Raw genomic sequence first — 18,676 nt, 5'->3', positions numbered from 1 at the left:
ACGCCTCGAACCAAGTTCCGAAACGGTGCCGGGGCCGGAAGCGACGGCCCCGGCACCCTCCGTCCTGGAGAACTCCGGCGGAACGGGGCGCCGGGCGCGCTGGGAGACGCATAATGGAGGCCGATACATCGGATGTATGGAGGTCGCCCATGGCTGTCACCGACGAGGCCATCGAGAAGATCAAGGGAATGATCGTCTCGGGCGCGCTGCGCCCGGGGGACCGCCTTCCCAAGGAGAGCGAGCTCGCCGCCGAACTGGGCCTGTCGCGCAATTCACTGCGCGAGGCGGTACGCGCCCTGTCGCTGATCCGCATTCTCGACGTACGGCAGGGCGACGGGACCTACGTCACCAGCCTCGATCCTCAACTGCTCCTCGAAGCGCTGAGTTTCGTCGTCGATTTCCACCGGGACGACACGGTGCTGGAGTTCCTGGCGGTACGGCGGATCCTGGAGCCGGCCGCGACGGCGATGGCCGCGTCCCGGATCAAGGATTCCGAACTGGACGTGCTGGGCGAGCAGTTGGACGCGCTCGGCGAGGATCCCTCGGTGGAGGAGCTGGTCGCGTCCGATCTGGAGTTCCACCGCGGCATCGTGCAGGCCTCGGGCAACTCGGTTCTCTGCTCACTGCTCGACGGGCTGTCGGGACCGACGACGCGGGCCCGGGTGTGGCGCGGGCTGACGCAGGAGGACGCGGTCAGCCGGACCCTGCACGAGCACCGGGCGATCCTGGCCGCGCTGCGCGACCGGGACGTGGAGGCGGCCAGGTCGTGGGCGACGGTGCATGTCGCGAGTGTGGAGCAGTGGCTGCGGTCGACCCTCTGACGCGGCGGGGGACGGAGACCTGACGGACACGGGCCCGACCGGGAGGAGGATCTCTCCCGGTCGGGCCCGTGTCCGTGCCGGTCCGCCTCGTCGGCGGACCGGCGGCGGATCTGCGGTCAGTCCTGCTTCTCGCCGCTCGCGAACCGCGAGATGACCAGGGCGACGATGATGATCGCGCCGTTCAGGAACTGGTTCCAGAGCGCGGGCACCCCGCCGAGCGTCATCACGTTGACCACCAGCTGGAGCGTGAGCACACCGGTCAGCGCGCCGAAGAGCGTGCCGCGCCCGCCCTTGAGGCTGATGCCGCCGATCACGGCGGCGGCGAAGACCTGGAAGATCCAGCCGTTGCCCTGGGTGGCGGCGACGGAGCCGTAGTGCCCGGTGTAGAGGATGCCGGCGAAGGCCGCGAGGACACCGCCGATGGCGAGCACGATCCAGGTGATGCGGTCGACCCGGACACCGGCGGCGCGCGCCGCCTCCGGGTTGCCGCCGATGGCGTACAGCGAACGTCCGTGCCGCAGCCACGCGAGCGACGCGCCGCCGATGGCGAACAGCGCGAGACAGATCCAGACGGCGGCGGGCGCGCCCAGCCAGTCGGTCTTGCCGAGGTAGCGGAAGGACTCCGGGACGTCGGTGATCGACTTGCCCTCGGTGATGCCGATCTGGAGGCCGCGCAGCATGGTGAGCATGCCGAGGGTGGCGATGAAGCCGTTGACCCGCAGCTTCAGGATGAGGAAGCCGTTGATCACGCCGACGATCAGGCCGACCAGCAGACACGCCGGGATGGCCGACCAGACGGGCAGGATGTCGAGGCCCGCGAACCGGCCGCCCTCGGACGGCAGCACCATCCACATGGCGATCACCGGCGCGATGCCGATGGTCGACTCCAGCGACAGGTCCATCCGGCCGCAGATCAGGATCAGCGCCTGGCCGAGCACCAGCAGGCTCAGTTCGGACGACTGCTGGACGACACTGATCAGGTTGTTGGAGGTGAGGAAGACCGGCGAGACGATGAAGCCGATCACCATCAGCACCAGGATCACCGGCACGAGCGAGAAGTCGCTCCATCTGATGAACTTCAGCCGGCTCAGCGGATGGTCGTCGTCGCGCTCCTTGTCGAGCACCGGCGGTCGTATCGTCTCGGTCATCGGCTCTCCCCCACACCTTCCATGGCGGCGACCAGTTCCCGGTCGGTCCACCCGCTCCCGAACGTTGCCACCACTCGCCCGTGGAACAGGGCCAGTACGCGGTCGCAGACCCGTAGATCATCCAGCTCGTCCGAGATGATCACGGCCGCGTTTCCCTCATCGGCCACCCGGCGCACGACGCCGAGCAGCGAGTCCTTCGACTTGACGTCGACGCCCGCCGTGGGGCGCAGCGCCACCAGCACGCTGGGCGCGCGGGCCAGGGCCCTGGCGACGACCACCTTCTGCTGGTTGCCGCCCGACAGGCCCGAGACCGGCTGCTCGGGTCCTGTCGTCTTGATGTCCAGCGAGTCGATCATGGACCGGGCGAACTCCCGTGTGCGGGAGGGCAGTACGGTCCCCCACGGGCCGAGCTGGTCGGCGACCGTGAGCGTGGCGTTCTCGGCGACGCTGCGGTTCAGTACGAGCCCCTGGAGGTGCCGGTCCTCGGGGATGTAGCCGATCCCGGCGTCCAGGGAGTGCGGGACGCTGCCCGGCCTGACCGTACGGTCGCGGACCGCGATCCGGCCGGCCGTCGCCTTGCGCATGCCGACCAGGGTCTCGCCCAGCGCGGTGTTGCCGCTGGCGGCGGCCCCGGCCAGGCCGAGGACCTCGCCGGGGCGCACTTCGAGGTCGAGCGGTTCGAACTCGCCCTCCAGGCAGAGTCCTTCGGTGGTCAGTACGGGCTCCACCGTGCGGTCCGGGGCCACCGCGTGCGCGGCGTGCCAGGCCGCGGTGGAACTCGCCGCGTCACCGGTCATGGCCGTCACCAGGTCCGCCTTGGCCAGGTCGGCGACCGGTGCGGTCAGGACGTGGCGGGCGTCGCGGTAGACGGTGACGGCGGTGCACAGCTCGTACACCTCCTGGAGGTGGTGGGAGATGAAGAGGAACGCCACCCCCTGGCTCTGGAGGTCCCGGAGCTTGTCGAAGAGGCTGTCGATGCCACGGGCGTCGAGCTGGGCCGTGGGCTCGTCCAGGATGATGAGGCGGGCGCCGAACGACAGGGCGCGCGCGATCTCCACGAACTGCCGCTGTTCCACGGCGAGATCCTTGGCCCTGGTGTCCGGGTCGACGCTGACGCCGTACTCGGCGAGCAGTTCCTCGGCCCGGCTACGGAGCCGGCGCCAGCTGATGAACCGGCCGCCGATCCCGGAACGGCCCTTGTCCAGCCCGTAGTTGTTGAGGAAGAGGTTCTCGGCGACGGTCAGGTCGGGCACGACCATCGACTTCTGGTAGACGCAGGCGACCTTGGACTGCCAGGCCGAGATGTCGCCGAAGGCGGGCGCCGGCTCGCCTCCGAAGCTCACCTCGCCCGCGTCGGCCTCGTGGAGTCCGGTGAGGACGCTGACGAGGGTGGACTTGCCGGCGCCGTTGCGCCCGACGAGTGCGTGCGACTCGCCGGGCGCGACGGTCAGCCGGACACCGTCGAGCGCCACGGTGGGACCGAAGCGCTTGACGATGCCCTCCGCGTGGACGGCGGGCGTGGGCGATCCGGCCGCGGGTGCCTGGGCGTGATGCATGGTTAGCTCTTCTTTTCCAGCTGGTTGGCCCACAGCGCCTTGTCGTCCACGTTCTCCTTGGTCACCAAGGGCGCGGGGAGCTGGTCCTCGTATCCGTTGGGGATCTTGATGATGTTGGAGTCGTGGTCGGTCGGACCCACCTTCGGGGTCTTCCCGGCCAGCGCCTCCTTCGCGTAGTACAGGGCGTACTTGGCGTACAGGTCGGCCGGCTGGGAGATCGTGGCGTCGATCTTGCCCGCGCGGATCGCGTCCAGCTCCTCGGGGATGCCGTCGTTGGAGATGATCGTGATGTGGCCCTTCTCCCCCGGTGGCTTGAGGAGCTTCTTCTGCTCCAGGAGCGCGAGCGTGGGCTGCAGGAAGACGCCGCCGGCCTGCATGTAGATGCCGTTGAGGTCCGGGTGCGCGGCGAGGGTGGACTGGAGCTTGGCGGACGCCACCTCGCCCTTCCACTCGGTGGCCAGCTCGAACACCTTGATGTCCGGGAACTTCTCGTCCATGCAGCTCTTGAACGCCTCCGAGCGGTCACGGCCGTTGATGGAGGAGAGGTCGCCCTGGAACTCGGCGACCTTGCCCTTGCCGCCCAGTTGCTCGCCGAGGTACTCGCAGGCCTTCTGGCCGTACGCGCGGTTGTCGGCCCGCACGACCATGTAGACGTCGCCCTTGTCGGGGCGGGTGTCCACGCTGACGACGGGGATCTTCTTCTCGTTCAGGTTCGCCAGCGTCTCGGCTATCGCGCCGGTGTCCTGCGGGGCCATGACCACGGCCTTGGCGCCCTGGTCGGTGAAGGCCTGGACGTTGGAGACGAGCTTGCCGATGTCGTTCTGCGAGTTGGTCAGCGACAGCGCGTCGATTCCCTCGTCCTTGACGCCGGACTCGATGTACTGCTGGTAGGAGTTCCAGAAGTCGCTGTCACTGCGCGGCAGGTCGATGCCGACCTTGCCGCCGCCTTCGGCGCTCCCGCTCTCCGAGTCACGGTTGCAGCCCGCGAGGGCCGTGACGGCGAGCAGCGCGGCGCAGGCAGCGGCGCTCGTACGCAGTGCGGTGCGTGGGGATCGCCCCACAGGGTGTCGCAGCATGGATTGTCCGTCCTTGGGTGAGTGTCGGCTCAAGCTCACAGGTTCAGGGGGTGGCGGGGCGCAGGCGAAGTCCCTGCATTCCGCCGTCGACCGCGAGTGCCGTGCCCGTTACGGCAGCCGCGGCGGGGCTTGCGAGATAGACGACCGCGGCGGCGACCTCGTCCGCACCGACCAGCCGTCCCGTGGGCTGGCGTGCTTCGAGGGCGGCGCGTTCGGCCGCGGGATCGGGTGCCTGGTCGAGCAGGCGGCCGACCCACGGCGTGTCCGCGGTACCGGGGTTGACGCAGTTGACGCGGATGCCCTCACGGACGTGGTCGGCGGCCATCGCGAGGGTCAGCGAGTACACGGCGCCCTTGCTGGCGCTGTACAGGGCGCGTTGCGGGAGCCCGGCCGTGGCGGCGATGGAGCAGGTCTGGGTGATCGAGACGTGGCCGGGCCGGTCGGCGGCGGCGCGCCGCAGATGGGGCAGTGCGTGGCGTGCGGTGCGGACCATGCCGAGGACGTTGATGTCGATGACCCGCAGCCATTCGGCGTCGTCGTTGTCGGTGACGGTGCCGATGGCGCCGATCCCGGCGTTGGAGACGACGGTGTGCAGGGCCCCGAACTCGGCGGCCGCGGCGTCGACGGCCGCGCGGACGGCGTCGTCGTCCGTGACGTCGGCCTTGAGTGCCAGGGTGCCCGCGGGGGCGGACGCGGTGTCGCGGTCGAGTACGGCCACGCGCGCGCCGCGTGCCAGCAGCAGGGTCGCGACGGCCGCGCCGATGCCGGAGGCGCCGCCGGTGACGAGGGCGCTCAGGCCCGTGAAGTCGCCTGTGTCGTGTGCTGCCTTCATGAGTTGACCTCCTCGGTGGTGCGGCGGGCCTGCCAGACGGGCCCTTCGGGGTAGCGGTGCGCGGCGATGGACTCGGGGCGCATCCGCGCGGAGAAGCCGGGTGCGCCGGGTGCGACGTAGCGGCCGGAGTCGATCACCGCGGGGTCGGTGAAGTGCTCGTGGAGGTGGTCGACGTACTCGATGACGCGGTCGTCCCACGTGCCCGAGACGGCAACGTAGTCGAACATGGCCAGATGCTGGACCAGTTCGCACAGTCCGACTCCGCCGGCGTGCGGGCAGACCGGTTTGCCGTACTTGGCGGCGAGGAGCAGGATCGCCAGGTTCTCGTTGACGCCGGCGACGCGTGCGGCGTCGATCTGGACGAAGTCGACGGCCTCGGCCTGGAGCAGCTGCTTGAACACGACGCGGTTGGCGGCGTGTTCGCCGGTGGCGACCTTGACGGGCTGTCCGGCCCGTACGGCGGCGTGGCCGAGGATGTCGTCGGGGCTGGTGGGCTCCTCGATCCAGTGCGGTTCGTGCGGGGCCAGCGCGGTCATCCAGCGGATCGCGTCGGGGACGTCCCAGCGCTGGTTGGCGTCGACGGCGATACGGATGTCGGGGCCGACCGCCGCGCGGGCCAGCTTCATCCGGCGTACGTCGTCGTCCAGGTCGCCGCCCACCTTGAGCTTGATCTGCCCGAAGCCGTCGGCGACGGCCTGTTCGGCGAGGGTGACGAGTTTGGTGTCGGAGTAGCCGAGCCAGCCCGGTGACGTGGTGTACGCGGGGTAGCCCTCGGCGCGCAGTCTCGCGGCGCGTTCGGCGCGGCCCGGTTCGGCGGCGCGCAGGATCTCCAGCGCCTCGGCCGGGGTGAGCGCGTCGGTGAGATAGCGGAAGTCGACGAGTGAGACGAGTTCCTCGGGCGTCATGGAGGCCAGGAACTCCCAGACGGGCAGGCCCGCGGTCTTGGCCGCGAGGTCCCAGGCCGCGTTGATGACCGCGCCCGCGGCCATGTGCATGACGCCCTTCTCCGGACCGAGCCAGCGCAGCTGCGAGTCGTGGGTGAGCTCGATGTGGAGCGCGGCGAGATCGGCTGCGGTACGCGGCGCCCGGCGGCCGATCACGTACGGACGCAGGGCCTCGATGGCGGCGGCGAGTACGTCGTTGCCCCGGCCGATGGTGAAGCAGAACCCGTGGCCCTCGGCGCCGTCGTCGGTGCGCAGGACGACGTATGCGGCGGAGTAGTCGGGGTCCGGGTTCATGGCGTCCGAGCCGTCGAGCTGTTCCGAGGTGGGGAAGCGGATGTCGTGTACCCCGAACTCTGTGACGGTCTGACTCACTGCACGCCCCCTGAGAAGAACATCGGACCTCTTCGGTCATCCGATGTATAGCGTCGTTGACGGGTAAACGTCCAGGGGCGGAACGAAATTTACGGTCACAGCTCGGATGAATTCTCCGATTCGTTGCATCGGCACCCCCAGCCATGCCCAGCGACGCGGAAGTTCACCCACGCGTGCACGGGGGCTGCGGACGGGTAGCTGAGAAGCCGTAAGGTTGGTCCGTACGTTCAGAGAACACTTCGGAAGGAGGCCTGGGTGATCGAGCTCGAGGGGGTACCCGAGCTGATCGACCCGGTCATGGTGGCCGCGTTCGAGGGCTGGAACGACGCCGGCGACGCCGCCTCCACGGCGGTCGGGCATCTGGACCGGGAGTGGAAGGGCGAGGTGTTCGCGGCGCTGGACGCCGAGGACTACTACGACTTCCAGGTCAACCGGCCCACGGTCTGGCTGGACGGCGGCACGCGGAAGATCGTCTGGCCCACGACCCGGCTCTCCGTGGTCCGCGTCGGCGGGGAGAAACCCCGTGACCTGGTACTGGTCCGCGGCATCGAACCGTCCATGCGCTGGCGCTCCTTCTGCAACGAGATCCTGGGCTTCGCCCATGAACTGGGCGTGGAGATGGTGGTGATCCTGGGCGCGCTGCTCGGCGACACCCCGCACACCCGCCCGGTGCCGGTCAGCGGCGTGACCTCGGACGCGGACCTGGCCAGGACGATGGATCTGGAGGAGACGCGGTACGAGGGCCCGACCGGCATCGTCGGCATCCTCCAGGAGGCGTGCACGCACGCGGGTGTGCCCGCGGTGAGTCTGTGGGCCGCCGTACCGCACTACGTCTCGCAGCCGCCCAACCCGAAGGCGACGCTGGCCCTGCTGAACCGGCTGGAGGACCTGATCGGGCTGCGGATCCCGCTGGGCGAACTGGCGGAGGACGCGCGGGCGTGGCAGCTCGGGGTGGACCAACTGGCCGCCGAGGACAGCGAGGTGGCGGAGTACGTCCAGTCGCTGGAGGAGGCGCGGGACACCGCGGAGCTGCCGGAGGCGTCGGGCGAGGCCATCGCGCGGGAGTTCGAGCGGTATCTGCGCCGGCGTGACGGCGGGCCCGGCCAGTCGCCTGGCGGGCACGCCACGGAGACCGGCGAGGGCTCGGGGACGTATCTGCGCGACACGTCGGGCCCGGGGCGTAGCAGACCGCCGCGGGCGCCGCGGCCGGGGCCGGGACCGGATTCGGGTGCCGAGCCCGACACGGAGCCGGGTGCCGGGCAGGACGGGAAGCCGGGGCCGGATTCCGGCCCTGCGGACGACGAGGATTCCTCGGACGACTGAGTTACTGGATCGGCGGGCGGACCGCGCATGCGGCCCGTCCGCCGATCGAGGACGGACCGGCCACCGGGCGGAGACCCGGTGAACCGATCCGTCACTTGCTTCTACAGCGCGACGCCCAGCAGCGCGTCGACCGTGCGGGACACCACGCCGGGCGCTCCTTCGTCCGTACCGCCCGTGGCCTCCTGAAGGGCGGCCCAGCGGTCGACGGCGGCCAGCGCCGCCGGGGCGTCCAGATCGTTCGACAGCGCCTCGCGCACCTCTTCCACCAGGCTCGTGGCCGACGGGCCGTCTGGCCGGGACACGGCGGCACGCCAGCGCTCCAGCCGCGCCACCGCGGTTTCGAGGACCTGGTCCGTCCACTCCCAGTCCGCGCGGTAGTGGTGCGCGAGCAGCGAGAGCCTGATGGCGGCCGGGTCCACGCCGTCGCGGCGCAGGGTCGAGACGAAGACCAGATTGCCCTTGGACTTGGACATCTTCGCGCCGTCGAGCCCGACCATCCCGGCGTGCACGTACGCCTTCGCGAACGGGTAGTCGCCGGTCAGCGCCTGCGCGTGCGAGGCGCCCATCTCGTGGTGCGGGAAGGCCAGATCGCTGCCGCCGCCCTGGACGTCGAAGCCCATGCCGAGATGGTCGAGCGCGATGGCCACGCACTCGATGTGCCAGCCGGGCCGGCCGCGGCCGAGGCTGCCGCCGTCCCAGCTCGGCTCACCCTCACGGGCGGCCATCCAGAGCATCGGGTCGAGCGGGTTCTTCTTGCCGGGGCGCTCGGGATCGCCGCCGCGCTCGGCGGAGAGCAGCCGCATCGCATCGGCGTCGAGACCGGACACCTCGCCGAAGTGCGGGTCGGCCTCGACGGAGAAGTAGACGTCTCCGTCCAGGACGTACGCGGCGCCGCTGTCGCACAGCCGCTCCACGAGCGGCACGATGCCCGGTATCGCCTCGACCGCGCCGATGTAGTGCTGCGGCGGCAGCATCCGCAGCGCCGTCATGTCCTCGCGGAAGAGGGCCGTCTCGCGCTCGGCGAGCCCGGTCCAGTCCTCCCCGTCGCGCGCCGCCCGCTCAAGGAGCGGGTCGTCGATGTCGGTGACGTTCTGGACGTACTGGATCTGCCGCTTGGTGTCGAGCCATACGCGCTGCACGAGGTCGAACGCGTTGTAGGTCGCCGCGTGGCCGAGGTGCGTCGCATCGTACGGCGTGATGCCGCAGACATAGATACGGGCGACGGGGCCGGGGGCGACGGTGACGGGACCACCGGTCGCTGTGTCGTGAATCCGGAGGTCGCGGCCCTTGCCGGGCAGGGCGGGGACGTCGGAAGCGGGCCAGGCATGCATGTCATGAGCGTAACCGGACGTTGGTTCCGGATACGAACCGGACCGGGGCTGTTGTCCGGTTCGGCGCTCTTGCGTGATCGGCCTGTTGATGCGTGGCCGACGCTCAGACCGGCGGCCAGGGGATCGCGGGCCACTGTCCGGAGGGCTTCGGATGGCGTCCCGTACGGCGCATCTGCTGGACCCGGGACCGAACGGCCTCGATCTCGGCCGGTGTGATCAATTCGGCCAACCGGGTGGTGAGCGGAGTGCCTTCGGCCAGTTCGTCGGCCAGCCGGTCCAGGACGGTCACGGCCTCGGCGGGCAGTGGCTCCCCCGCCCAGCCCCACAGCAGGGTGCGCAGTTTGTCGTCCACGTTGAAGGTGACGCCGTGGTCGATCGCGTACAGCCGGCCGCCGGCCTCGGGCAGCAGATGGCCGCCCTTGCGGTCGCCGTTGTTGATCACGGCGTCGAGGACGGCGAGCCGCCGCAGCCGTGGGTCGTCGGCGTGCACCAGCAGCGCCGTACGGCCCTCGCCGACCTCGGCGAAGCCGATCGCCTTCCAGCCTTCGGCCGGCTCCTCCTCCTCGACCAGGGCGAGGAGTTGGGGCGCCGTGTCGCTCTCGTCGGCCTCGATCCACAGCTGGCACATGCCTTCGCCGTACGGACCGTCACGCAGCACCGTGGGCGGGACCAGACCCCAGCCGGTCACCTCGGAGATCTCGTACGCGGCCACCTCGCGCTGGGCGAGCGTCCCGTCGGGGAAGTCCCAGAGCGGCTGCTCCCCCGCGACGGGCTTGTAGACGCACAGGGCCTCCTCGCCCTCGTACGACACCGCGCAGTACAGAACCGCGTTGGAGGCCTCACGGATCCGGCCCCGCACGGTGAGTTCGCCCTTGGTGATCAGATCGACCGCTGTCACGCTCATGCGTCGCGGCGGTATCCGTTCTGGCGCGGGCATACGTGTCCCTCCGGGTCGAGCGGCAGACTGCACAGCGGGCACGGCGGCCGGCCTGCGTTGACCACGTCCAGGGCACGTTTGGCGAAGGCCCTCGCCTGGGCGCCGGACAGCCGGACGCGGAGCATCGGCGGACCGTTCTCCTCGTCCTGGAGCAGCCGTTCCTCGGCGTCGGCGAGGTCTTCGTCGGTGTCCGCGTCGAGTTCGACCAGGGCCTGGGCCTCGACGATCATGCGCTGTTCGTCGCCGTCCCAGGCCAGCGCCATGGTGCCGACCCGGAACTCCTCCTCGACGGGGGCGTCGAGCGGTGCGGCGTCGGCGACATCGGTGGGTGCCATGGCGGGCACCGGTGCGTTGCCGCCGGTACGGCGCACGACCTCGTCCAGCAGCTCATCGATCCGCTCGGCGAGCGCGGCGACCTGGGTCTTCTCCAGGGCCACGCTGGTGACGCGGCCCGAGGCGGATGCCTGGAGGAAGAACGTACGGCGGCCAGGCAGCCCGACCGTACCGGCCACGAAGCGGTCCGGCGGGTCGTAGAGGAACACCTGACGGGACACGTCCTGTCTCCCTTGGGAATTGACGGCAATGGGGCGGGCCCGGGCGCCCGGGGAGCGAACTTCCGGGGTGGCACGGACGGCCCGTCCACCCTACTGCGCGCGGAGATCACGGCGCGCCGGTGCCGCCGCCCACGACCGCGGTACCACCGCTGTCCTTCTTTCCGCCCGCGCCGTTCTCACGCGGTGTCAGGGAACCGAGGTCGCCGGTGTCACCCAGCCGCACCACGAACGGGCGCAGCCGGGTGTACCTGATGGCGGTGACGGAGCAGGGGTCGGCGTGGATCCGCTGGAAGAGGTCGAGATGCATGCCGAGCGCGTCGGCCACCACGGATTTGATGATGTCGCCGTGCGAGCACATCAGGAAGACGGCGCCCTCGCCGTGCTCGGCCTCGACACGGGCGTTCCAGTCCCGTACGGCGTCCACGGCGCGTGCCTGCATGGCGCGCATCGACTCACCGCCGGGGAACACGGCGGCCGAGGGGTGCTGCTGCACGACCGACATCAGGGGCTCGTCGCCGAGTTCCGAGAGTTTGCGCCCGGACCAGTCGCCGTAGTCGCACTCGCTGATCCGCTCCTCCTGGTGCGTCTCGATGCCGGGGCGGGCGTCGAGAAGCGGCCGGACCGTCTCCAGACAGCGCTGGAGCGGGCTGCTGACGACGGCGGCGAGCGGCAGTCCCGCGAGCCGTCCCGGCAGGGCGGCGGCCTGTGCGACGCCCTGTTCGTCGAGCGCGACGCCGGGGGTCCGGCCGGCGAGGACGCCCGAGGTGTTGGCGGTGGAGCGTCCGTGCCGTACGAGGATCAGGGTGGCCATGCCGGCCAGCCTAAACGCTTCGGTGACGGGGGCGGCGGGCGCCCGGAGGGCGGACGCGGGACGTACGGGGCGCGCGGCGCGGATGCGACGGAGGTGCGTCAAAGTCCGCTGCCCGGGAAGAATGTCCGGCGTGATCGTCGACAGTGCCATCTACCGCGACGGGCGCCGTACGGACGGGCCCGCCGATCTGTCCGACGCCCTCGCCGAGGCGCGGGCCGAGGGGAACGCCTTCCTGTGGGTGGGGCTGCACGAGCCGACGGAGGACGAGTTCGAACTCGTCAGCAGCGAGTTCGGCATGCACCCGCTGGCGGTGGAGGACTCGCTCAAGGCACATCAGCGGCCCAAGCTGGAGGTCTACGACGACTCCCTGTTCATGGTGCTCAAGCCGGTGGTGTACGACTCCGAGCACGACACCGTCTCCAGCGGCGAGCTGATGGTCTTCATCGGCGACTCGTTCGTGGTGACGGTCCGGCACGGCGAGGGCGCGCCCCTGCACGCCGTACGCCGGCGCCTGGAGTCGGAGCCCCAGGTGCTCAAGCACGGGCCCACCGCGGTCCTCTACGCCGTGAGTGACGCGGTGGTCGACCACTACCTCGATGTCGGCGCCGAACTCCAGGTCGACCTGGAGGAGCTGGAGACACAGGTCTTCTCGCCCACCGAGGGCGGCTCCGGACGCCGCCGTGAGGCGGGCGACCAGCCGGCCGCGGAGCGGATCTACACCTTCAAACGGCAGGTGCTGGAGTTCCGCCGGGCCGCCGGGCCGCTGGCGGCGCCCATCTCGCGGCTCACGCGCTCCGGGGTGCCGTTCGTCCAGGAGCGGTCGCAGCCGTTCTTCCGGGACGTGGACGACCATCTGACGCGCGTCAACGAGCAGGTGGAAGGGCTCGACCGGCTGCTGTCGGACATTCTGTCCGCCCATCTCGCGCAGATGGGCGTGCGGCAGAACGACGACATGCGCAAGATCTCGGCCTGGGCGGCGATGGCGGCCGTGCCGACGCTGCTCGCGGGGATCTGGGGCATGAACTTCCAGCACATGCCCGAACTCGGGCAGGTGTGGGGGTATCCGGGCGCGCTGGTCCTGATGGTGGGCGCGGTGACGTTCCTGCACCGGCTGTTCAAGCGCAACGGCTGGCTCTGACGCCGACGGCCCGACGGCCCGACGGCTCGGCAGCCCGACGGCCCGGCGGCCCGACGGCTCGGCAGCCCGACGGCCCGGCGGCTCAGAAGGCGGGGGCGGTCGCCGGGCCGCTCAGCGCGTCGCGGCGCTCCGGCATCGAGAGGCTGACCATCCGCCGCCAGGCTCCCGCCCGCTCCACCGCGTACAGACCGTGGATCCCGGCGGCCAGCAGCACCGACTTGGCCCGCGGCCAGCCCAGCACGCGTCCCATGTGGTCCATCACGGCGAGGCTCACATCGCGGTAGATCCGGATCTCGGCCCGCGCGCTCTCCTGGAGCACCCGGTGGATGGTGCGGCCGTGACCCCGGCGCGCGAGGCGCAGCAACTCCTCGTGGCAGTACGCGAGATGGTTGACCTCGTCGGCGCTGATGATCTTGATGGCGTTGCCGACGAGCGGGTGGTCGCCGAAGTACTTCACCAGCATGTCCATCTGGTCGGCGGCGCGCTGTTCGGTCACCCGGCTGTGGCAGAGGTAGACGACGACGTCGTCCTCGGTCAGCGGGTCGTCCCGGCGCAGCTTGTCGTGCGGGAGGCCGATACCCCGCTGTTCGAGCAGCATCGTGTAGTCGGTGGCGGGCGGGACGTCGACCGGCTCCAGACCTCGCCGCTTGAGCAGCGCGTCGAAGATCCGGCCGTGTTTTTCCTCGTCGGCGCCGTGCCGGGTGATCTTGGGTGCGAGATCCCGCATCCCTTCGGGCACCAGTGCGGCGATACGGCCGTTCTCCCAGCCGCCCTGGGCCTCGCCGCTGGCCGCGATGGAGCAGAAGAGCCGGAAGGAGTCGTCGTTGTCGAGGATTTCCTCGAACAGGCCTCGGGCCGAGAACATCGAATGCCACCTCCATGCCGGATGTCCCCACAGACACCCGCACAAGGAGTCAAATCCGACACGGCGGAACAGGCAACAGCTCAGGGCCCCGACTCGGCCGAAGGAGGGAGACGCGGGGGCACGTCCGTACGTATGCGGGGGCGCGTAACCGGGTGGAGGGGCGGGGCGTTGTCCTTCATGACGGCCGTGGCGGGGAAGACCCCCCGAGCCCCCACCACGGCCGCGGACCTCTCAGCCGCTCGGACGCGCCTCGGAACGTGATCAGGCGCGTTCGGGCGCGTTCGGGCCTGTTTTTGGCGCGCTCAGGTGACGAGACCGGCCAGTTCCAGGGCCTCGGTGCCCGCGCGCAGGGCCGCGAGCCGTTCGTCGAGGGTGAAGCCCGCGGGAGCGAGCGTCAGCGTCGTGACACCGGCCGCGGCGTACGCCTTCATCCGGTCGGCGATCCGCTCCACGGAACCGAGCAGCGTGGTCGAGTCGATCAGCTGGTGCGGTACGGCAGCCCCGGCCCCGTCCTTGTCGCCGCTCAGGTACTTGTCCTGGATCTCCGCGGCCTCGCGCTCGTACCCCATGCGCCGGGCCAGCTGGTTGTAGAAGTTCTGCTTACGGCTGCCCATGCCGCCCACGTAGAGCGCGGTGTACGGGCGGAACATGTCGGCCAGCGCGTCGATGTCGTCGCCCAGTGCGATCGGCAGGGTCGGGCAGACGTCGAATCCGTCCATGGTCAGACCGGCCTTCTCCCGGCCCGCGCGCAGATGCCTGAGCGCTGTCTCCTCAAGATGCTCGGCCGAGGGGAAGATCAGCAGGGCGCCGTCGGCGATCTCACCGGTCTGTTCCAGGTTCTTGGGGCCGATCGCGGCGATGTAGAGGGGGATGTGCTCGCGCTCGGGGTGAACCGTGAGCTTGAGCGGCTTTCCGGGGCCGCCGGGCAGCGGCAGGGTCCAGTGCTCGCCTTCGTAGGAGAGGCGCTCGCGGGACATCGCGCGGCGGACGATCTCGACGTATTCGCGGGTGCGGGCCAGCGGCTTGTCGAACTTCACGCCGTACCAGCCCTCGGAGACCTGCGGTCCGGAGACGCCGAGGCCGAGGCGGAACCGGCCGCCGGAGAGAGAGTCCAGCGTGGCGGCCGTCATCGCGGTCATGGCGGGCTGGCGGGCCGGGATCTGCATGATCGCCGAGCCGACGTCGATGTTCGCAGTCTGGGCGGCGACCCAGCTCAGCACGGTGGGGACGTCGGAGCCGTACGCCTCGGCGGCCCAGCAGACGTCGTAGCCGAGCCGGTCGGCCTCCTGGGCGACGGCGAGGTTGTCGCTGTCCATGCCGGCGCCCCAGTAGCCGAGATTGATGCCGAGCCGCATAACCACTCCCTTACTGATCAGTAACGTCCCTGTGCCGGGACTCTAGCGCGTGGTGCCGGCATCCGTCAGGGGCGGCATCGGGCGCCCGCCGGGGGCGGGTTGTCCACAGGCTCACTGCGAGTGGGGCCACGGCCAGTAATCTCAGCGGTCATGGAGCAGAGGCATCTCGGCCGTACCGGCCTGCGAGTGTCCCGGATCGGACTCGGCACGCTGACCTGGGGGCGCGACACCGACGAGCACGACGCCGCCGACCAGTTGAAGGCTTTCTGGGAGGCGGGCGGCACTCTCGTCGACACCGCCGACGTCTACGGGGGCGGTGAGGCCGAGTATCTGCTCGGGCAGCTCGTGGACAGACTCCTGCCGCGCCGGGATCTGGTGATCGCCACGAAGGCGGGCAGCGTGCCGGATCCGTACAGACGCTTCAACGGGTCGCGCGGGCATCTGCTCTCCGCCCTGGACGCCTCGCTGGAGCGGCTGGGGACCGATCATGTCGATCTCTGGCAGCTCCACGCGTTCGACACCGGGACGCCGTTGGAGGAGACGCTCCAAGCGCTCGACATAGCCGTGAGCAGCGGCCGGGCCAGATACGCGGGGGTGTCGAACTTCTCGGGCTGGCAGCTCGCCAAGGCGGCGACCTGGCAGCTTGCCTCGCCCGGGGTACGGACCCGGCTGGCCAGCACACAGATGGAGTACTCCCTGCTGCAACGGGGGGTGGAGCGCGAGGTGCTGCCGGCGGCCGTCGATCTGGAGGTGGGACTGCTGCCCTCGTCGCCGCTCGGCAGGGGGGTGCTGACGGGCAAGTACCGGCACTCCACGCCCGCCGACTCCCGTGGCGCGTCGGTGCAGTTGGCGCCGTTCGTCGAGCCGTATCTCGACGAACCGGCGAGCCGCATCGTGGACGCGGTGGTGACGGCGGCGGAGGGTCTGGCGACGACGCCGCTGGAGGTGGCGCTGGCGTGGGTCAGGGACCGGCCGGGTGTGGTCGCCCCGATCGTCGGGGCGCGCAACGCGCGGCAGCTCACGGCCGCGCTGTCAGTGGAGAGCCTTAGGCTTCCCGACGAGATCTGCCAGGCGCTCGACGACGTGTCGGCGCCCGTGCACCGCTATCCCGATCAGGACTGGAGCACGCTGTGACTGTGCCTTCCCGGGGGACGACCCCCGGATCCCCCGCCGAGGACCGCGACACCGCAGTCGCGGAGGAGGCCGGGTCGCCGTCAGCGACGGGCGGGGACGGTGCAGCCGTGAACGACCCGGTGAGCGACGCGGAGCCCGCCGGGAGCGAGGACGGGGCGGCGTCCGCCGGGGACGCGGTCGCCGTCGACGGCGACGCCGTATCAGGCGCGCCGGACGGAGCCACACCCTCGGGGGGCGAAGGCGAGGCCGAGGACGCGTCGGCGTCCGCCGGGGACGGGGTCACACCCGACGAGGACGCGAAGGCGGGCGAGGACGGCGCACCGGGCGGGGCGACTCCCGCCGGGGACGCGGCGGCGCAACCGTCCGAGGCCGAGGCCGAGATCGCCGCCCAGCGTGAGCTGCGCGAGCGGATCGCGCGGCGGAAGGCCGAGAAGGAGGGCCCGATCCCCGCGGGCGCCAAGCTCAGCGGGCAGGCGGCGGATCTGCTCGCCGCCGTACGGGCCATGGAGGGCGGTCGGGCGGCCCCGGCCCGCCCGGTGGCACCCGCCGCCGCTCCCGAGCCCGCGGCCCCCGCCGTACCGGCTCAGAACCGGCCCCTGGCTCCCGAGTCCGCCCGCGCCGCCTCCGGCGCCCCCGCGACCGCTCCGGAGGCCGTGGCGGCCGTCGCCGCCGTGCTCGCCGAAGGCGGTGCGCCGGGCACGCTGGCCCCACAGGTCACCGCCACGCTCGGGGAGCGGGCCGGCGACGCGCTGCGCGGGGATCCGTGGCTGTTGCTGTCCGTCCCCGGTGTCCGGCCCGAACAGGCCGACGGTTTCGCCCGCGCGCTCCTCGGTGACGCATGCGGTCCCGGTGACGAGCGGCGGTCCGCCGCTCTCGTCGGCTGGCTGCTTGAGCGCGCCGCCCTTCAGGGACACACCGCGCTCACGTTCCCGGCGGTGCGGGCCGCGCTGGCGGAGCGGTCGGTGCCCGATCCGGACCAGGCGCTCCAGCACGCGATCGCGGAGGGCGCCGTGCTGGTGTTCCAGGACGGCGTCGAGGACGCCGACGGGGACACGGAGGACGAGACGGCGGAAGACGAAGACGCGGGCGGCGCCGCCGACGGTCCGGCCGTACCCGTCCTGCTCGGACTCGACCGGTACGCCCTCGCCGAGGAGAGCCTCGCCGACGGTCTGGCCCGGCTGGTGAAGACCGTCCAGGGGGCGTCCTGGGACGAGGCGGCGGCGCAGGCCCCGTCGCCCTCGGCCGCCGAGCTGATCCGCGCGGTCGCCGGACACGGTCTGGTGGTCCACACGGGTGGCGAGGCCGCGCGTGCCGAGCCGGTGGCCCTCGCCGAGGCCGTGCGCACGCTCGGTCTGCGGCCGGTCGTCGCCGCGCACAGCGAGAACGGCCGACGCCGGCTGGGGCCGGGGGCGGTCACCGTCGCGGGGCTGCTGTCCGGCACGGAGGGGCCGGGGCGGGATGCGGACGGGGCGCTGGACCTCGACCTCCTCGTCGTCCTCGACGCGCCCCAACTGGACGTGGAGACGGCGACGGTGCTGGTCGAGTCGCTGCCCGACAGCGCGCGGCTGGTCCTCTCCGGCGACCCCGGGGTGCTGTGGTCGGCAGGTGCCGGGCGGGTCTTCGCGGATCTGCTGGCGGCCCGTGTGTGCCCGCAGATCGCCTCGCGCACGCCCGACCCCGGGCCGCTCGGCGAGCTGGTGTCCGGTATCGGCATCGGTGAGCTGAACCAGGTCGAGGCCCCCGGCAAGGAGATCGTGATCGTGCCCGTACGCGACGCGGGTGAGGCCGTGCACCGTACGGTGCAGCTCGTCGCGGACTCCGTGCCGCGCGCCATCGGTGTGCCGTCCGGGCAGACGCAGGTGATCACGGTCGGGCACGGCGGCGCGGTGGGAACGCGCGCGCTGAACACGGCCCTCAAGGAGCGGCTGAATCCCGGTCCCGGCCGGTTCGGCGGTTTCGACCCGGACGACCGGGTCGCCTATGTGCCCGCCCCGGGCCGGACCCTGACGGGCTCGGTCGTGTCGGCGGACGCGGAAGGGCTCCGTCTCGACTGCGACGGGGTGCCCGTCGTGGTGCCCAGGGAGCTGGTCGAATCGGTCGTACGGCACGGCTGGGCGCTCACCGCGCACCAGGCGGCGGGGATGCGGTGGCCGGCCGCCGTCGTCGTCCTGCCCGGTGACGCCGCGCAGGGCCTGAACCGGCCCTGGGTGTACACGGCCTTCGGCCGGGGCGAGCGCCATCTGTCCGTGGTCCACGGCGTCGACCAGGCGCTCGCGCACGCGGTGGCCGGGGTTCCGGCCGCCGAGCGGACGACGCGGCTCCGTACGCTCCTGGAGGTCCTGCTGACGCCCGCCGTGTGAGGGGTGTGAACGAGCGGTGCCACCCGAACGGCCGTGGGGCCCCCCCCCCCACACGCGGGGCGGGCCGCCGCAGCCGTGGGGCGGCCCGAGGAGGGCGGCCGCCGCCCGCGGCCCGCGGG

At 71.5% G+C, this 18,676-nt stretch carries 16 protein-coding genes; 5 read left to right on the top strand and 11 right to left on the bottom strand.

Annotation, left to right across the window (positions count from 1 at the left end; translation table 11 throughout):
• Positions 1-149: 149 nt before the first annotated feature.
• A complete protein-coding gene (locus tag ACFWHU_RS19290) occupies positions 150-821 on the top strand; it encodes a FadR/GntR family transcriptional regulator (protein WP_385795951.1) in 672 nt (223 codons plus the stop codon).
• Between the two features lie 116 nt (positions 822-937).
• Here the strand turns inward: ACFWHU_RS19290 and ACFWHU_RS19285 are convergent, their stop codons facing one another.
• From ACFWHU_RS19285 to ACFWHU_RS19265, 5 genes are read right to left on the bottom strand one after another with little or no spacing between them, the layout of a single operon-like run.
• Positions 938-1,969: an ABC transporter permease gene (locus tag ACFWHU_RS19285; RefSeq protein WP_385795949.1), complete on the bottom strand. Its 1,032-nt coding sequence runs from the start codon at positions 1,967-1,969 to the stop codon at positions 938-940.
• Positions 1,966-3,525 (bottom strand): sugar ABC transporter ATP-binding protein, encoded by a 1,560-nt coding sequence (locus tag ACFWHU_RS19280; protein WP_387225868.1) that lies wholly within the window; start codon positions 3,523-3,525, stop codon positions 1,966-1,968. Before ACFWHU_RS19280 ends, ACFWHU_RS19285 begins: the two co-directional genes overlap by 4 nt.
• A 2-nt stretch (positions 3,526-3,527) precedes the next feature.
• Positions 3,528-4,601, bottom strand: coding sequence for a sugar ABC transporter substrate-binding protein (locus ACFWHU_RS19275; protein ID WP_078078144.1), 1,074 nt, complete (start codon positions 4,599-4,601; stop codon positions 3,528-3,530).
• Between the two features lie 43 nt (positions 4,602-4,644).
• On the bottom strand, positions 4,645-5,433 hold the full coding sequence (locus ACFWHU_RS19270) for an SDR family NAD(P)-dependent oxidoreductase (RefSeq protein WP_387225865.1): 789 nt from the start codon (positions 5,431-5,433) through the stop codon (positions 4,645-4,647).
• On the bottom strand, positions 5,430-6,749 hold the full coding sequence (locus ACFWHU_RS19265; RefSeq protein ID WP_385795942.1) for an enolase C-terminal domain-like protein: 1,320 nt from the start codon (positions 6,747-6,749) through the stop codon (positions 5,430-5,432). Before ACFWHU_RS19265 ends, ACFWHU_RS19270 begins: the two co-directional genes overlap by 4 nt.
• 255 nt (positions 6,750-7,004) lie before the next feature.
• Here ACFWHU_RS19265 and ACFWHU_RS19260 point away from each other — a divergent pair, with 255 nt between their 5' ends.
• The gene (locus ACFWHU_RS19260) at positions 7,005-8,072 is read left to right on the top strand and encodes a PAC2 family protein (protein ID WP_385795939.1); all 1,068 of its coding nucleotides are present in this window, start codon (positions 7,005-7,007) and stop codon (positions 8,070-8,072) included.
• Between the two features lie 101 nt (positions 8,073-8,173).
• On the opposite strand, the gene mshC is transcribed toward ACFWHU_RS19260, so the two are convergent.
• The 4 genes from mshC to ACFWHU_RS19240 all read right to left on the bottom strand — a co-directional run bounded on the left by mshC (position 8,174) and on the right by ACFWHU_RS19240 (position 11,705).
• Positions 8,174-9,403 carry a cysteine--1-D-myo-inosityl 2-amino-2-deoxy-alpha-D-glucopyranoside ligase gene (gene mshC, locus ACFWHU_RS19255; protein ID WP_387225863.1) on the bottom strand — a complete coding sequence of 410 codons (1,230 nt, stop codon included), beginning with the start codon at positions 9,401-9,403 and terminating at the stop codon, positions 8,174-8,176.
• Positions 9,404-9,506: 103 nt separating this feature from the next.
• Complete coding sequence (locus ACFWHU_RS19250; protein WP_387225861.1) at positions 9,507-10,340, bottom strand: SCO1664 family protein; 834 nt, start codon at positions 10,338-10,340, stop codon at positions 9,507-9,509.
• On the bottom strand, positions 10,304-10,894 hold the full coding sequence (locus tag ACFWHU_RS19245; RefSeq protein ID WP_242569605.1) for a DUF3090 domain-containing protein: 591 nt from the start codon (positions 10,892-10,894) through the stop codon (positions 10,304-10,306). Before ACFWHU_RS19245 ends, ACFWHU_RS19250 begins: the two co-directional genes overlap by 37 nt.
• A 106-nt stretch (positions 10,895-11,000) precedes the next feature.
• Positions 11,001-11,705, bottom strand: a complete 705-nt coding sequence (locus ACFWHU_RS19240) for a histidine phosphatase family protein (protein ID WP_387225859.1) — start codon at positions 11,703-11,705, stop codon at positions 11,001-11,003.
• A gap of 121 nt (positions 11,706-11,826) precedes the next feature.
• Between ACFWHU_RS19240 and ACFWHU_RS19235 the strand changes: the two genes are divergently transcribed.
• Positions 11,827-12,843: a magnesium and cobalt transport protein CorA gene (locus tag ACFWHU_RS19235; protein ID WP_385795929.1), complete on the top strand. Its 1,017-nt coding sequence runs from the start codon at positions 11,827-11,829 to the stop codon at positions 12,841-12,843.
• 82 nt (positions 12,844-12,925) lie between these two features.
• Here ACFWHU_RS19235 and ACFWHU_RS19230 read toward each other — a convergent pair whose 3' ends face one another.
• Together ACFWHU_RS19230 and ACFWHU_RS19225 are read right to left on the bottom strand one after the other, a co-directional pair.
• Positions 12,926-13,708 (bottom strand): ferritin-like domain-containing protein, encoded by a 783-nt coding sequence (locus ACFWHU_RS19230; RefSeq protein WP_385795927.1) that lies wholly within the window; start codon positions 13,706-13,708, stop codon positions 12,926-12,928.
• A 302-nt stretch (positions 13,709-14,010) separates the two neighbouring features.
• Positions 14,011-15,063, bottom strand: a complete 1,053-nt coding sequence (locus ACFWHU_RS19225; RefSeq protein ID WP_385795924.1) for an LLM class F420-dependent oxidoreductase — start codon at positions 15,061-15,063, stop codon at positions 14,011-14,013.
• 150 nt (positions 15,064-15,213) lie between these two features.
• Here ACFWHU_RS19225 and ACFWHU_RS19220 point away from each other — a divergent pair, with 150 nt between their 5' ends.
• Positions 15,214-16,197, top strand: coding sequence for an aldo/keto reductase (locus ACFWHU_RS19220; RefSeq protein WP_385795922.1), 984 nt, complete (start codon positions 15,214-15,216; stop codon positions 16,195-16,197).
• Positions 16,194-18,557: a helix-hairpin-helix domain-containing protein gene (locus ACFWHU_RS19215; protein WP_387225856.1), complete on the top strand. Its 2,364-nt coding sequence runs from the start codon at positions 16,194-16,196 to the stop codon at positions 18,555-18,557. The genes ACFWHU_RS19220 and ACFWHU_RS19215 overlap by 4 nt, the downstream gene beginning before the upstream one ends.
• The last annotated feature ends 119 nt before the right edge of the window (positions 18,558-18,676 follow it).

This window comes from Streptomyces sp. NPDC060366 (assembly GCF_042725135.1).
Lineage (GTDB): Bacteria > Actinomycetota > Actinomycetes > Streptomycetales > Streptomycetaceae > Streptomyces.
Note: the sequence above shows the minus strand (reverse complement) of the source record. Positions and strands in the feature narration are given on the sequence as shown.

Excerpts from the sequence above, each read along its gene's own strand:
- ACFWHU_RS19290 (WP_385795951.1), top strand. The coding sequence starts at position 150 with ATGGCTGTCACCGACGAGGCCATCGAGAAGATCAAGGGAATGATCGTC.
- ACFWHU_RS19285 (WP_385795949.1), bottom strand. The coding sequence starts at position 1,969 with ATGACCGAGACGATACGACCGCCGGTGCTCGACAAGGAGCGCGACGAC.
- ACFWHU_RS19280 (WP_387225868.1), bottom strand. The coding sequence starts at position 3,525 with ATGCATCACGCCCAGGCACCCGCGGCCGGATCGCCCACGCCCGCCGTC.
- ACFWHU_RS19275 (WP_078078144.1), bottom strand. The coding sequence starts at position 4,601 with ATGCTGCGACACCCTGTGGGGCGATCCCCACGCACCGCACTGCGTACG.
- ACFWHU_RS19270 (WP_387225865.1), bottom strand. The coding sequence starts at position 5,433 with ATGAAGGCAGCACACGACACAGGCGACTTCACGGGCCTGAGCGCCCTC.
- mshC (WP_387225863.1), bottom strand. The coding sequence starts at position 9,403 with ATGCATGCCTGGCCCGCTTCCGACGTCCCCGCCCTGCCCGGCAAGGGC.
- ACFWHU_RS19250 (WP_387225861.1), bottom strand. The coding sequence starts at position 10,340 with ATGCCCGCGCCAGAACGGATACCGCCGCGACGCATGAGCGTGACAGCG.
- ACFWHU_RS19240 (WP_387225859.1), bottom strand. The coding sequence starts at position 11,705 with ATGGCCACCCTGATCCTCGTACGGCACGGACGCTCCACCGCCAACACC.
- ACFWHU_RS19235 (WP_385795929.1), top strand. The coding sequence starts at position 11,827 with ATGTCCGGCGTGATCGTCGACAGTGCCATCTACCGCGACGGGCGCCGT.
- ACFWHU_RS19230 (WP_385795927.1), bottom strand. The coding sequence starts at position 13,708 with ATGTTCTCGGCCCGAGGCCTGTTCGAGGAAATCCTCGACAACGACGAC.
- ACFWHU_RS19225 (WP_385795924.1), bottom strand. The coding sequence starts at position 15,063 with ATGCGGCTCGGCATCAATCTCGGCTACTGGGGCGCCGGCATGGACAGC.
- ACFWHU_RS19220 (WP_385795922.1), top strand. The coding sequence starts at position 15,214 with ATGGAGCAGAGGCATCTCGGCCGTACCGGCCTGCGAGTGTCCCGGATC.